The organism is Bacillus sp. FSL R9-9497 (genome assembly GCF_038005805.1).
In the GTDB taxonomy this organism is placed as follows: Bacteria; Bacillota; Bacilli; order Bacillales; family Bacillaceae_G; genus Bacillus_A; species Bacillus_A cereus.
Genome location: NZ_JBBOTY010000001.1, coordinates 4,265,707 through 4,280,019, shown reverse-complemented (window position 1 = coordinate 4,280,019; position 14,313 = coordinate 4,265,707). Strand labels below are relative to the sequence as shown.

Genomic DNA, 14,313 nt, shown 5'->3' with positions numbered 1-14,313 from the left:
GGAGAAGTTCTTCTCCCTATACTTACTATATAAGTGAGGTGCTTGAAATGGACGGTTTTGATAAAACAATGAAGTTTAGCATTCAAGATGAAAAACAGAGTGTCCATGTAAATGATGTACTTTTAACTGTGTATGATGCACTTCAAGAAAAAGGCTATAATCCGATTAACCAAATCGTCGGTTATTTATTAAGTGGAGACCCAGCATACATACCTCGCCATAAAGATGCACGTAGCATCATTCGCAAGCTTGAACGTGATGAGTTAATTGAAGAGCTTGTGAAGTCTTACTTGAAACATCATCGTGAGGAGTAGTTTATGCGGATATTAGGTTTAGATGTAGGTACAAAAACAGTCGGAGTTGCAATTAGCGACGAAATGGGCTGGACAGCACAAGGATTAGAAACAATTAAGATTAACGAAGAACGAGGTCACTTTGGTTTTGATCGTATTTCTGAGTTAGTAAAGCAGTACAATGTGGACAAGATAGTAGTAGGTTTACCTAAAAATATGAATGGTACAATTGGCCCGCGTGGTGAAGCGTGCCAACAATTTGCAGAAAACCTACGAGAGCTGTTACAATTAGACGTTGTAATGTGGGACGAGCGTTTGTCAACAATGGCAGCGGAACGTCTGCTCATTTCAGCCGATGTAAGCCGTAAGAAGCGAAAGCAAGTAATTGATAAGATGGCTGCAGTCGTAATCTTACAAGGATTTTTAGATAGTAAATAAGAGGTGACCAAAATGGAAGAAAATCAAATTACAATTGTAGACGAAAAAGGTAACGAACATTTATGTGAAATTATTTTCACTTTTGACGCTGAAAAATTTGGAAAAAAATCATACGTAGTCTTCTCTCCAATCGGTGAAGTAGACGAAGATGGAGACCAAATTTATGATGCAATGGCTTATGAGCAAAATGAAGAAGAGGGCGGAACTTTACTTCCAATCGAATCTGAAGAAGAGTGGGAAATGGTACAAGAAATGTTCAACACTCTAGCTGATGAGCAAGAAGCTGAATAATAAGTACTGAAAAGATGGACGACATACAGTCCATCTTTTTTTTGTATTTATATGTAAAATGAAAGATTTTTTGTCGAAACTGTGTAAGTCTTTGTAGTATAATGAGACGGATTGTAGAAAAATAAAGTGTCAATTAAAAAAGATAAGTGAATTTTTTGCGTTTTTACATCGTGCTGTATAGAAAGGTGTACATACGGTCTACAATTAAGTAAGGAGGAAATGTTTTGATAGAGAATCAAGTGAAAAAGAAGCGTAGACGTATCTTTTTATTTTCGATTATTGCACTGCTTTTAGTTTGTGGTTCAGTCTATGCGTATATTTCATCCGCATTAGGACCAGTTGATAGCGGGAATAAAAAAGAGATTGAAGTAGAAATTCCGAAAGGATCATCTACAAGTAAAATTGGAGAAATTTTAGAAGAAAAAGGTGCTGTGAAAAACGGTACAGTTTTTAGTTTTTATACAAAGGCTAAATCGAAAAGTCTACAAGCAGGTACATATTTATTAAACCCTTCAATGAGTGCTGAAGATGTGATCGAACAAATGTCATCTGGCAATGTGCATCGTCCAGCTCTTTATAAAGTGACGATTAAAGAAGGGGCGCAAGTAACTGAAATTGCAGAAACGATTGCGACAGAACTAAAGTGGAATAAAGATGATGTTACGCGTCAATTAAACGATAAAGCATTTATTCAAAAAATGCAGCAAAAGTATCCGAAGTTATTAACGGATAAAATCTTTGATAGCAATATTAAATACCCATTAGAAGGTTATTTATATCCTGCAACGTATTCGTTTTATAAGAAAGATACGACGTTAGAAGAAATTGTAATTCCAATGCTTGAGAAAACAAATGCAATCATTGTTCAAAATGAGGCGACAATGAAAGCGAAGAATTGGGATGTTCATCAACTTTTAACATTATCTTCACTTATTGAAGAAGAGGCAACTGGTTTTACAGATCGTCAAAAGATCTCTAGTGTCTTTTATAATCGTTTAGCAAAAGGTATGCCGCTTCAAACGGATCCAACGGTATTATATGCACTTGGAAAGCATAAACAACGTGTATTATACGAAGATTTAAAGGTCAACTCACCGTACAATACGTATGTTGTAAAAGGATTGCCGGTAGGGCCAATCGCAAACTCTGGTAAACATTCAGTAGAAGCTGCGTTAGAACCTGCGCAAACAGATTATTATTATTTCTTAGCTGCACCAAGTGGTGAAGTGTACTATGCGAAAACATTAGAAGAGCATAATGCATTAAAGCAAAAATACATTACGAAAAAACAGTGAAATGGGGAGGGATAGCGAAAAAAGTCGCACATCCCTCTTTTTTGTGGTAAAATATATCGGGTTAAAAACTGGCAGAAGAATCGTTTTTAATATCAAAACGGGACGTACAAGCTAAGGGTAAAGCTGGCTTGTATTTTTATTGCATTCTATGTGTGAAAAGACGTCATAGAGGCACTTCTCCATGTAAATAAGGAGGACCATTTATGGAGGATGCAGTTAACGAGTACCTATTATCATTTATTGATCCGAAAGATAAATTAATTCTTGAAATGGAAGAATATGCAACAGAAAATCATGTGCCGATTATGGATCGACTTGGAATGGAATTTATGCTGCAATTTTTACGTTTAATTGGACCGAAAAGCATTTTAGAACTTGGAACAGCAATCGGTTATTCTAGTATTCGTATGATGCAAGCTATTCCAAATTCACGTATTGTGACAGTTGAGCGCAATCGTGAGCGATATGAAAAAGCACTTGAATATATAGAACGTTCCCCAGTAACAGATCGTATTTCAGTTATTTACGGTGATGCGTTAGAGACAGGTGAACAAGTAAAAGAACACGGGACATTTGACGTTATTTTTATTGATGCAGCAAAAGGACAGTATCGTCGCTTTTTTGACTTATATGAACCGTTATTAAATCCTGGTGGCGTAATTATTTCAGATAATGTTATGTACCACGGTCTTGTAACGACAAAAGAGAAAATTGAAAACAGACGTACACGTGGTTTAATCCGTCGTATTAAGACGTACAATGAGTGGCTTATGAACCATGAAGGATATGATACAACGATTTTCCCAATTGGTGATGGAGTAGCTGTTAGTAAAAAGAGAGGGTGACCAAGGTATGAAGAAACCTGAATTGTTAGTAACGCCAAGAGCGGTGGCGGATATCGAACAACTTGCGAAAGCAGGAGCAGATGCGGTAATGATCGGTGAGCAAAAGTTTGGTTTACGTTTAGCAGGGGAGTTTTCACGTGAAGATGTAAAACAAGCTGTGAAGATTGCACATGAAAATGGTGTGAAAGTATACGTAGCCATGAACGCTATGTTCCACAACGATAAAGTAGAAGAATTAACAGATTACGTTTCATTTTTAAACGAAGTAAATGTAGATGCAATTGTTTTCGGAGATCCAGCGGTATTAATGGCTGTTCGTGAAGTAGCACCAAATATGCAGTTGCACTGGAATACAGAAACGACAGCAACAAACTGGTTCACTTGTAATTACTGGGGACAAAGAGGATCAAAGCGTGCTGTATTAGCTCGTGAGCTTAGCTTAGATGAAATTGTTGATTTAAAAGAAAATGCTGAAGTGGAACTGGAAGTACAAATTCACGGTATGACTTGTATGTTCCAATCGAAGCGTTCATTAGTAGGAAACTACTTTGAGTATCAAGGACGTAATCTTGACATTGAAAAGAAAAAATATGAAGAGAATATGTTCTTATATGACCCAGAGCGTAACAATAAATATCCAATTTATGAAGATGAAAATGGTACTCACATTATGAGTCCGAACGACATTTGTTTCATCGATGAATTAGAGGAACTAATCGATGCTGAAGTTGATAGCTTAAAAATCGACGGTGTACTAAAAAGCTCTGAATATATTATTGAAGTAACGAAGAAATATCGTCAAGCGATTGATTTATGCGTAGAAGATCGTGATGCATATTATGACGTGAAAGATGGTCTATATAAAGAAATAGAAGAAATGCAACCAGTAAATCGTCCGTTAGATACAGGATTCTTCTTTAAAGAAACGGTTTACTAAACGAGGAGGGTGTAGGAAATGACTGTACAAGAAATTTCACGAGTGATCGATGGCAAACGTGTTATTGTGAAGAAACCTGAACTGTTAATCCCTGCGGGTAACTTAGAAAAATTAAAAGTAGCTATCCATTACGGGGCAGATGCTGTATATTTAGGTGGACAAGAATTTGGTCTTCGTTCGAATGCAGGTAACTTTACGCTAGAAGAAATGGCAGAAGGCGTTGAGTTTGCAAAGAAGTATGGAGCAAAAATATACGTAACAACAAATATCTTTGCACATAATGAAAATATGGACGGGCTAGAGGAATATTTAAAAGGGATTGAAAAAGCTGGCGTAACGGGAATTATCGTTGCTGATCCACTTATCATTGAGACTTGTAAACGCGTAGCGCCTTCTGTTGAGGTGCATTTAAGCACACAGCAATCACTATCCAACTGGAAAGCAGCACAGTATTGGAAAGAAGAAGGTTTACATCGCCTTGTATTAGCTCGTGAAGCAAGCTATGAAGAAATGAAAGAAATTAAAGAAAAAGTGGATATTGAAATTGAAGCATTCGTCCATGGTGCAATGTGTATCGCATATTCAGGAAGATGTACATTAAGTAACCATATGACAGCGCGTGATTCTAATCGTGGTGGTTGTTGCCAATCTTGCCGCTGGGATTATGATTTAGTTCAAACAGTATCACAACATAAAGATGCAAAAGAGCTTCCTCTATTCCAAGAAGGAGATGCTCACTTTGCGATGAGTCCAAAAGATTTAAATTTAATTTTATCAATTCCAAAAATGATTGAAATCGGAATCGATAGCTTAAAGGTAGAAGGACGTATGAAATCAATCCATTACGTAGCGACTGTAGCAACTGTATATCGTAAAGTAATTGATGCGTATTGTGCGGATCCAGATAACTTTGAGTTTAAACAAGAATGGTTAGATGAGCTTGATAAATGTGCAAATCGTGATACAGCTCCTGCATTCTTTGAAGGGGTTCCAGGACATCAAGAGCAAATGTTTGGAAATCATAGTAAGAAAACAACGTATGATTTTGCTGGTTTAGTGTTAGATTATAATGAAGAAACGGGCATCGTAACGATTGAGCAACGTAATCATTTCAAACCAGGACATGAAGTGGAGTTCTTTGGACCAGAAATAGAAAACTTTACGCAAACGGTGGAGAAAATTTGGGATGAGGATGGAAACGAATTAGATGCAGCGAGACATCCGTTGCAAATCGTGAAATTCAAAGTGGATCAACGAGTGTATGTGAATAATATGATGCGCAAAAGCATACTTCAATAAGAAAGAGTGATAGTCGAATGGGGACGAATAAGCCTGTTGTAATTGGAATTGCTGGTGGTTCGGGATCAGGTAAAACGAGTGTAACGAAAGCGATTTTTGACCATTTTAAAGGTCATTCTATTTTAATCTTAGAGCAAGATTATTATTACAAAGATCAAAGCCATTTACCAATGGAAGAGCGTTTAAAAACAAATTATGATCATCCGCTTGCGTTTGATAATGATCTGTTAATTGAACATTTGCAGCAGTTGCTTGCATATGAGCAAATTGATAAGCCTGTATATGACTATACATTGCATACGCGTTCAGAAGAAATTATTCCGGTTGAGCCGAAAGATGTAATTATTTTAGAAGGAATTCTTATTTTAGAAGACCCACGTCTTTGCGAGTTAATGGACATTAAATTATTCGTTGATACGGATGCTGACCTTCGTATTCTGCGCCGCATGCAACGTGATATTAAAGAGCGCGGTCGTACGATGGATTCAGTTATTGATCAGTACGTAAATGTTGTACGTCCAATGCACAATCAATTTATTGAGCCTTCTAAGAAATTTGCGGATATTATTATCCCTGAAGGTGGACAAAACCACGTTGCAATTGATATTATGGTGACAAAAATTGCAACAATTCTTGAACAAAAAGTAAATTTGTAATAGCATAGTAAAAGATATACGGTAGGAAGGGATTTTTTCCCTTCCTATCGAATACAATGAAACATGCAACCTCATCTATATATAGGTGAGGGCATATTTATATCAACTTTCCATACATATCTTCTTTATATAAAGAAGAATTGGAAATACGGGGTTGTATGTGACAACTCCGCTAGTGCAAGGGTACTAGAAACCTCCGCTAACAATGGAAGCGGAGGAGTTTTCATATGGAACTCCTCTTTTTTTCGGGGGATTGGTATATAAAAGGAGTGGAAAATATGTCAACAGAAAAAACATACCCTATGACGCAAGAGGGTAAGCAAAAACTAGAGAACGAACTTGAGCAATTAAAAACAGTAAGACGTAAAGAAGTAGTAGAACGTATTAAAATCGCACGTAGCTTCGGGGATCTTTCTGAGAACTCTGAGTACGATGCAGCGAAAGATGAGCAAGCGTTCGTAGAAGGACGTATTACACAATTAGAAAATATGATTCGTAACGCAGTTATCATTAAAGATACTGGCGAAGTATCTACTGTTGTTACATTAGGTAAAACAGTAACATTTAAAGAATTACCAAACGGAGATGAAGAAGCGTATACAATCGTAGGTAGCGCGGAAGCTGATCCATTCGAAGGAAGAATTTCTAACGATTCTCCAATCGCAAAAAGCTTATTAGGTAAGCAAATTGGTGAGAAAGTAACAATCCAAACACCAGGCGGAGAAATGCAAGTAGAGATTGTCTCTGTAAAATAAAAAAAAGATTCTCCTATCGGGAGAATCTTTTTTTATCCCGCTATTTGCCAGACAGTAAGACCACCATCTCAAAATTCAGCGGAAGCAAAGAAGTTAGGTGGGCATCGGACTGCTCGTAAACGCCCGCTTGGTGAGGGCTAATTAAAGTTTCTTTTTATCTGTAGAATAGAAAAATTTGTGTAAACCTTAGAGTGATTCGACAAAAAATGTCAAAAAAACATTTTAAGCTTTGATATCATAATTAGAGACCATAGTTTTTAAAAGGGAAAAGGGGCTAATTATGAAACATAAAATCTTTACAGGATTGGTTTGTAGTATCTCTATATTAGGACTTGCTGCATGCGGAACGAATGAAGAAACTACATCATCAAAGGGAGAAAAAGTAAAGCAAGAAGAAAAAAAGGATATTAAAGCAACTGAGAGTTCAAAAGCCTTAGAAAATCCACAAGATAAAAAGGAATTTAATGATTTTGATGTAGCGTATCAATTAGCAATTGTCATGAAAATATTTCAAGATGTAACGATTAAGTATGATTACGCAATTGGGAATCCAGATTATTTATTGCGAGATTCGATGGATCAAAAAACAATAGATGATATGAAGAATATGTTACAAGAACAGGCGAAGAATAATGATAAAATTTTAAAAGATGAAGTGAATCAAGCATATACATATTTAAAACAATCGAAAGTAAGTAATAAAGATGATATTCAAAAAATAATAGATGCACAAAATAATTATTTACATATTGTAGATAAGATGATTACTTGTATTGATTCTGTAACAGTTGAGAATGCAAAAGAAAAAAGAAATGAAATGGATAATCTTAGTAAGGATTATTTAAAAATAGCGGCTAATGTAACAACCACTGTAATTGAAGTTGCTAAAAACACTGGAGTGAATGAAACTGAATTTAGATCGCTTCTTATGAAATTTTTAGAGAAGCCAAAGAAACAATAATAGCCTTATATAATATCTGTTTTTGTTTTGGAGATTGTATAAATAAAATAGTACCTCGTCTAAACTACAATAGACGAGGTGTTTTTTATGAAAATAAAACGGAGAATTACAATTGTTTTAATTTGTTTTATGTGCGTTATGTTTGTATTGCTTTGTCGTTTAATCCAAATTCAAATTATAGATACAGAATCATTTACTGATCGCAAAATAAATTTAATTGAAAAAAGTGTTACGCAACGCACACAATCCATTACAGTAGACGATGGACGTGGGCAGTTTATAGATCGTAATGGTAAAAAAATAGGTGAGGAAAAATATCCTGTTTTAATTATTTTTCCATTTTTACAAATAAAAAATGACATGTTAGAGAAAATCGCGCATATCATTGGTGTGTCGAGACAAGAGATTAGAAGACAAATGAAAAATAATAAAAATGCATTTACACTACAAGGAGAAACTGCTCCATTTCGAGTGACACGAGAGCAGATGGAGAAGGTAAATGAATTACATGTATTAGGTATTGTAGCAGCTGAAGTGCGATTAAAACAAACTGGAGAGATAAATCATTTAATTGGTGATGTAGGGGAGAACGAAAGGGAGTTTCAAAAGCGATATGGAGAATTGAAAAGAATCTCAAAACAAACGCCGATAGGTATTTCAGGATTACAGCAATCATTTGATGAATTTCTATTGACTGATGGAGAGGCAAAAGTATTATATCAAGTAGATCGGCAAGGAGAACCAATTTTCGGAAAGCAAGCGAAATACACTTCACCAGGAAATCCATTTTATCCAGTTAGGATTCAAACTACTTTACATAAAGAGTTGCAGCAAAAAGCAGAAGAAGTGATTGAAGCGAACGAAATAAAGAAGGGGGGACTAGTATTACTAGATGTAAAGACAAATGAAATATTAGCGATGGCTAGTAAGCCGTCTTTACAAGTAAGGGATGAGAATTTATATAAAACTACACTTGAAAATCAAATGTTAACGCCACATTTTCCAGGCTCTGTTTTTAAAACAGTAGTTGCAGCTGCAGTCATTGATCAAAAAGTAAATTTGTTTAATCGGACATTTAACTGTAATAAAGATTTATATGGTGAAAACGACCCGCAAGTTAGGATGGGTACACTTAACTTTAAAGAGAGCTTTGCTAGGAGTTGTAACAGGACATTTTCCGAGTTAGGTAACGAGCTATTACAAAAGGATAAGACGGTGCTAGAAACATACGTAGCAGCTTTAGGAGCAAATGAAAAGGTTGGATGGAAAGGTTCTGTATTTCATACACCTCATTTTGAGCAAATGCCAGAAGAAAAGGGTACTACTATTTGGGGGAATGAAGAAAATAAAAATAGTAAAAAAGCGGTAGAACAAACAGCAATTGGACAGAAAGATGTACGTATATCACCTCTAGCAATTGCAAATATGATGGCGACGATTGCGAGGAATGGAGAAAAGATGGAAGTGAAAGCAGTTGAAAAAATAGTATATAAAAATGGAGCGGATTTTTTTACATTTGAGAGCCATACGTTAAATGGAAAACAGCTTTCGTATGAAACAGTGAAAACATTACAAGAGTTATTAAGAGGCGTTGTAACAAGGGAGAAAGGAACAGGAACGGCATTCCGTTCGTTGCCACTAAGTGTCGCTGGAAAATCCGGGACAGCGCAAACAGGGAAAGGGACGAGGGTGAATCGCTGGTTTGCAGGTTATTTTCCGTATGAGAATCCAAGATATGCTTTAGTTGTTGTTGATCTAGAGACTGATAGCAAAGTGAATAAAGTTACACCTATTTTTAAAGATATGGTAGGAGCAATCTATCAATTGGAGAATGAAAAGTAATCTTGCAATTTATAGTGAAATGTCTTCATTTCATGAAAATATCATTGTAAATGTTCAACCTTTCTAGATTTAATGTTACAATAGCAATTAGGAAAAACTGCATGGAGGTTTGGAGAATGGCAGGAGGATCAAGATTCCAACAGAAACAACAAAAACGTCGTCAAAACGGTGTTTTAAATATTGCAATCGCTATTGTATTACTATTAGTAGCTATTGTAGCATATCAATTGTTCGTTCCTAGTACGAAAGAGCAAGCATCTTCTACTGATAAGAAAGTCTCTCAACAAACAACAAAGAATGAGAAAGCTGGAAAATCAGAAGATAAAGAATCTGCTAAGAAAAAAGAAAAAGAACAAGAGCAAGCAGAAGCCAAGAAAAAAGCTGAAGAAGAGAAGCTAAAGGCTGAAGAAGAACAGAAAAAAGCTGAAGAAGAAGCGAAAGCTAACGAGAAAGTATCAGCTGAGAAAACTGTATCTAAGGCAAAAGAGGCGTATACAAAACCTTCTTGGAAAGCTGTAGGAACAGAACAAGGTTCATCACCAGCGATGACGTTTAAACAGGGTTCATCAGATTGGAATGAGATGCAAAGTGCAATTGCTGCAGGTGTTGAAGTACCGAAAGAGCAATTAGTATTCCATTTTGTTGGAAGAGACAAAACTGGAAAGAGTAAAGCTTATGGTGATGTTCAAGATAAGCAAAGTGGGAAAAGATATTATGTAAATATTGATTGGGTAGACAATGAGGGCTGGAAACCAGTACTTGTTCAAACTCTAAACTAAAAAAGAGAGGCTCCTTAGGAGCTTCTCTTTTTTGTTAACGCAATTTCTTTAATTTAAAATGAACAACCGCGCTATAATACGGTCTTTTGCTTTCAGGATCCATAACCATCTGATGTGAGATGTGATGAACTTCAAGCATAAGTGCTTTATTATTATCAATTTGTTCACTAATTTTTCGTTCTAAAGAAGCTAAGTCTCCCGCTTCAAAAAACTCTACTTTATCTTCTAACATTTCAAAGGTAAATGACATGAAGACGGCCCCTCTCCTATGTAATCAACTATAGTGTAACAAAGAAAAGAAGGAAATACCATGTACATTTCAATTGACATTTTTAGAAAGAGGGAATATCATACTGATAAAACCGATAAGAAAAAGGGGAATTTTTATGGGTACAGAATTTAATGGTTTATTTGATGAGTGGGCTCATACGTACGACTCATTTGTACAAGGCGAAGATATACAATATAAAGAAGTTTTCGCCCATTATGAGGACATTCTAGAGGATGTAGTTAACAAGTCATTTGGTAATGTATTAGAATTTGGTGTCGGTACAGGTAATTTAACAGATAAATTATTACTTGCTGGCCGCACAGTTTACGGTATAGAACCGTCGCGTGAAATGCGCATGATTGCAAAAGAGAAATTGCCAAAAGAATTTTCAATTACAGACGGTGATTTTCTTTCGTTTGAAGTTCCAAATTCAATTGATACCATTGTAAGCACCTATGCATTTCATCATTTAACAGATGATGAAAAAAATGTAGCGATTGCGAAGTATAGTCAATTGCTAAACAAAGGTGGTAAAATAGTGTTTGCTGATACGATATTTGCAGATCAAGATGCATATGATAAAACTGTTGAAACAGCAAAACAAAGAGGTTTCCACCAGTTAGCAAACGATTTGCAAACGGAATACTATACACGTATTCCAGTTATGCAGACTATTTTTGAAAACAATGGCTTCCATGTAACGTTCACGAGATTAAATCATTTCGTTTGGGTAATGGAGGCAACTAAGCAATAGAAAGAGGGATTAGATTGAGAATTGCTGTAATTGGAGCAATGGAAGAAGAAGTACGTATTTTACGTGACAAATTAGAACAAGCAGAGACAGAAACAGTTGCAGGTTGTGAATTTACGAAAGGGCTATTAGCAGGGCATGAAGTAATCTTGTTAAAGTCTGGTATTGGTAAAGTAAACGCAGCGATGTCAACGACAATTTTATTAGAAAAATATAAGCCTGAAAAAGTAATTAATACTGGTTCAGCTGGTGGATTCCATCATTCTCTAAACGTAGGTGATGTAGTTATTTCCACTGAAGTTCGTCACCATGACGTAGATGTAACAGCATTTAACTATGAATATGGTCAAGTACCAGGAATGCCGCCTGGATTTAAAGCTGATGAGGCGTTAGTTGCATTAGCTGAGAAATGTATGCAGGCTGAAGAAAATATTCAAGTTGTAAAAGGTATGATTGCAACAGGTGATTCATTTATGAGTGATCCGAACCGCGTTGCAGCCATCCGTGATAAATTTGAAAATCTTTATGCGGTAGAAATGGAAGCAGCAGCAGTTGCACAAGTATGCCACCAATATGAAATTCCGTTTGTTATCATTCGCGCACTTTCTGATATTGCTGGTAAAGAATCAAATGTTTCATTTGATCAGTTTTTAGATCAAGCAGCTCTTCACTCTACAAACTTTATTGTAAAAGTGTTAGAAGAGTTAAAGTAATGTAACAAAAAGGCAACTGTCTCATATAAAGAAAATACATACAGTTGCCTTTTCTTTATTGGCAAACAAGGGGGAGAACACGATGAATGTATATCGTGGAGTTCATGAGTTAATTGGTCATACACCAATTGTAGAAATTACTCGTTTTTCACTTCCGAAAGGGGTCCGTTTATTTGCAAAGCTTGAATTTTATAACCCAGGCGGAAGCGTTAAGGATCGTTTAGGAAGAGAATTAATCGAAGATGCGCTAGAAAAAGGGCTTGTTACCCAGGGTGGAACAATTATTGAACCGACTGCTGGGAATACTGGTATTGGACTGGCACTTGCAGCATTAGAACATGATTTACGTGTTATCGTTTGTGTACCAGAGAAATTTAGTATTGAAAAACAAGAATTAATGAAAGCACTAGGTGCAACGGTCGTGCATACACCGACTGAGGAAGGAATGACCGGTGCAATTGCTAAAGCAAAAGAGTTAGTAAATGAACTACCGAATTCATATTCTCCAAGTCAGTTCGCAAATGAGGCAAATCCTCGTGCATATTTTAAAACATTAGGACCTGAACTGTGGGACGCATTGAATGGAGAGATTAACATATTTGTTGCTGGAGCAGGAACTGGCGGTACGTTTATGGGGACTGCATCTTATTTGAAAGAAAAAAATATAGATATTAAAACAGTGATTGTAGAGCCAGAAGGATCTATTTTAAATGGTGGTAAGGCTGGTTCACATGAGACCGAAGGAATTGGACTGGAATTTATCCCGCCATTTTTGAAGACATCTTATTTTGATGAAATTCATACGATTTCTGATCGAGATGCATTTTTACGAGTGAAAGAATTAGCCCAAAAAGAAGGACTTCTCGTTGGGAGCTCTTCAGGAGCAGCATTTCATGCGAGCTTACTGGAGGCAGAGAAGGCAGCACCAGGTACAAATATTGTAACCATTTTTCCTGATAGCAGTGAGCGCTATTTAAGTAAAGACATATACAAAGGATGGGAATAAAAAATGAGAGCAAAGACAAAGTTAATTCATGGTATTCGCATAGGAGAACCTTCAACTGGATCTGTAAACGTACCGATTTATCAAACAAGTACGTACAAACAAGAAGCAGTTGGTAAGCATCAAGGATATGAATATTCACGTACAGGTAACCCAACACGTGCAGCTTTAGAAGAAATGATTGCTGTATTAGAAAATGGGCATGCTGGATTTGCATTTGGTTCAGGAATGGCTGCTATTACAGCGACAATTATGTTGTTCTCAAAAGGTGACCACGTAATTTTAACAGATGATGTTTATGGCGGAACATACCGCGTTATTACGAAAGTATTAAACCGTTTCGGTATTGAGCATACATTTGTAGATACAACAAACTTAGAGGAAGTTGAAGAAGCGATTCGTCCAAATACGAAAGCAATTTATGTGGAAACACCAACGAATCCACTACTAAAAATTACTGATATTAAGAAAATATCTACTCTTGCTAAAGAGAAAGACTTATTAACAATTATTGATAACACATTCATGACGCCATATTGGCAGTCGCCGATTTCTTTAGGAGCAGATATTGTTCTTCATAGTGCAACGAAATATTTAGGAGGTCATAGTGACGTAGTTGCAGGTTTAGTAGTTGTAAATAGTCCACAACTAGCAGAAGATCTTCACTTTGTACAAAACTCAACAGGAGGTATTCTTGGGCCACAAGATAGCTTCTTACTACTTCGCGGTTTAAAAACATTAGGAATTCGTATGGAAGAACATGAAACGAATTCACGCGCTATTGCTGAGTTCTTAAATAATCATCCAAAAGTAAATAAAGTATATTACCCAGGTCTTGAATCACATCAAAACCACGAATTAGCAACAGAACAAGCAAACGGATTTGGTGCTATTATCTCATTTGATGTAGATAGTGAAGAGACATTAAATAAAGTACTTGAGAAACTACAATACTTTACACTTGCTGAAAGCTTAGGAGCGGTAGAAAGTTTAATTTCTATTCCATCTCAAATGACACATGCATCAATCCCAGCCGATCGCCGCAAAGGATTAGGAATTACAGATACATTAATTCGTATTTCTGTCGGTATTGAAGATGGTGAAGATTTAATTGAAGATTTAGCACAAGCGCTAGCATAATAAAAAATGCACTGCTCTATATTAGCAGTGCATTTTTTTATTAC

17 protein-coding genes are annotated in these 14,313 nt (G+C 36.1%); 16 read left to right on the top strand and 1 reads right to left on the bottom strand.

The genetic code is table 11. The features are described 5' to 3' along the window. Positions 1 to 47 precede the first annotated feature (47 nt). From MKY21_RS22080 to MKY21_RS22025, 12 genes are all read left to right on the top strand, one after another. Positions 48 to 314: an IreB family regulatory phosphoprotein gene (locus tag MKY21_RS22080; RefSeq protein ID WP_000348590.1), complete on the top strand. Its 267-nt coding sequence runs from the start codon at positions 48 to 50 to the stop codon at positions 312 to 314. A 3-nt stretch (positions 315 to 317) separates the two neighbouring features. Next, entirely contained in the window at positions 318 to 731 is a 414-nt protein-coding gene (gene ruvX, locus MKY21_RS22075; protein WP_001221193.1) for a Holliday junction resolvase RuvX, read from the top strand. A 12-nt stretch (positions 732 to 743) separates the two neighbouring features. Next, the gene (locus tag MKY21_RS22070) at positions 744 to 1,022 is read left to right on the top strand and encodes a DUF1292 domain-containing protein (RefSeq protein WP_000392247.1); all 279 of its coding nucleotides are present in this window, start codon (positions 744 to 746) and stop codon (positions 1,020 to 1,022) included. A gap of 224 nt (positions 1,023 to 1,246) precedes the next feature. Beyond that, on the top strand, positions 1,247 to 2,317 hold the full coding sequence (mltG, locus tag MKY21_RS22065; protein WP_016118655.1) for an endolytic transglycosylase MltG: 1,071 nt from the start codon (positions 1,247 to 1,249) through the stop codon (positions 2,315 to 2,317). A gap of 203 nt (positions 2,318 to 2,520) precedes the next feature. Beyond that, positions 2,521 to 3,162: an O-methyltransferase gene (locus MKY21_RS22060; protein ID WP_000389102.1), complete on the top strand. Its 642-nt coding sequence runs from the start codon at positions 2,521 to 2,523 to the stop codon at positions 3,160 to 3,162. A 7-nt stretch (positions 3,163 to 3,169) separates the two neighbouring features. Then, positions 3,170 to 4,099, top strand: a complete 930-nt coding sequence (locus MKY21_RS22055) for a peptidase U32 family protein (RefSeq protein ID WP_086424095.1) — start codon at positions 3,170 to 3,172, stop codon at positions 4,097 to 4,099. Positions 4,100 to 4,117: 18 nt separating this feature from the next. Beyond that, a complete protein-coding gene (locus MKY21_RS22050) occupies positions 4,118 to 5,398 on the top strand; it encodes a peptidase U32 family protein (RefSeq protein ID WP_000217974.1) in 1,281 nt (426 codons plus the stop codon). A gap of 17 nt (positions 5,399 to 5,415) precedes the next feature. Beyond that, positions 5,416 to 6,054 carry a uridine kinase gene (gene udk / locus MKY21_RS22045; RefSeq protein ID WP_000537078.1) on the top strand — a complete coding sequence of 213 codons (639 nt, stop codon included), beginning with the start codon at positions 5,416 to 5,418 and terminating at the stop codon, positions 6,052 to 6,054. Positions 6,055 to 6,332: 278 nt separating this feature from the next. Next, the gene (greA, locus tag MKY21_RS22040; RefSeq protein WP_000102591.1) at positions 6,333 to 6,809 is read left to right on the top strand and encodes a transcription elongation factor GreA; all 477 of its coding nucleotides are present in this window, start codon (positions 6,333 to 6,335) and stop codon (positions 6,807 to 6,809) included. A gap of 280 nt (positions 6,810 to 7,089) precedes the next feature. After that, complete coding sequence (locus MKY21_RS22035; RefSeq protein ID WP_000680878.1) at positions 7,090 to 7,770, top strand: hypothetical protein; 681 nt, start codon at positions 7,090 to 7,092, stop codon at positions 7,768 to 7,770. A gap of 87 nt (positions 7,771 to 7,857) precedes the next feature. Further along, positions 7,858 to 9,612, top strand: coding sequence for a peptidoglycan D,D-transpeptidase FtsI family protein (locus MKY21_RS22030; protein WP_000695140.1), 1,755 nt, complete (start codon positions 7,858 to 7,860; stop codon positions 9,610 to 9,612). 116 nt (positions 9,613 to 9,728) lie between these two features. After that, positions 9,729 to 10,391 carry a YrrS family protein gene (locus tag MKY21_RS22025; protein WP_000897099.1) on the top strand — a complete coding sequence of 221 codons (663 nt, stop codon included), beginning with the start codon at positions 9,729 to 9,731 and terminating at the stop codon, positions 10,389 to 10,391. Between the two features lie 34 nt (positions 10,392 to 10,425). On the opposite strand, the gene MKY21_RS22020 is transcribed toward MKY21_RS22025, so the two are convergent. Further along, the gene (locus MKY21_RS22020) at positions 10,426 to 10,641 is read right to left on the bottom strand and encodes a YrzA family protein (protein ID WP_000010984.1); all 216 of its coding nucleotides are present in this window, start codon (positions 10,639 to 10,641) and stop codon (positions 10,426 to 10,428) included. Between the two features lie 136 nt (positions 10,642 to 10,777). Between MKY21_RS22020 and MKY21_RS22015 the strand changes: the two genes are divergently transcribed. From MKY21_RS22015 to MKY21_RS22000, 4 genes are all read left to right on the top strand, one after another. Further along, complete coding sequence (locus tag MKY21_RS22015; protein WP_000536313.1) at positions 10,778 to 11,416, top strand: class I SAM-dependent methyltransferase; 639 nt, start codon at positions 10,778 to 10,780, stop codon at positions 11,414 to 11,416. A 14-nt stretch (positions 11,417 to 11,430) separates the two neighbouring features. Continuing rightward, complete coding sequence (gene mtnN / locus MKY21_RS22010; RefSeq protein WP_001217024.1) at positions 11,431 to 12,126, top strand: 5'-methylthioadenosine/S-adenosylhomocysteine nucleosidase; 696 nt, start codon at positions 11,431 to 11,433, stop codon at positions 12,124 to 12,126. An 82-nt stretch (positions 12,127 to 12,208) separates the two neighbouring features. After that, the gene (locus MKY21_RS22005; RefSeq protein ID WP_016118652.1) at positions 12,209 to 13,132 is read left to right on the top strand and encodes an O-acetylserine dependent cystathionine beta-synthase; all 924 of its coding nucleotides are present in this window, start codon (positions 12,209 to 12,211) and stop codon (positions 13,130 to 13,132) included. Between the two features lie 3 nt (positions 13,133 to 13,135). Continuing rightward, a complete protein-coding gene (locus MKY21_RS22000) occupies positions 13,136 to 14,269 on the top strand; it encodes a bifunctional cystathionine gamma-lyase/homocysteine desulfhydrase (RefSeq protein ID WP_098616176.1) in 1,134 nt (377 codons plus the stop codon). The last annotated feature ends 44 nt before the right edge of the window (positions 14,270 to 14,313 follow it).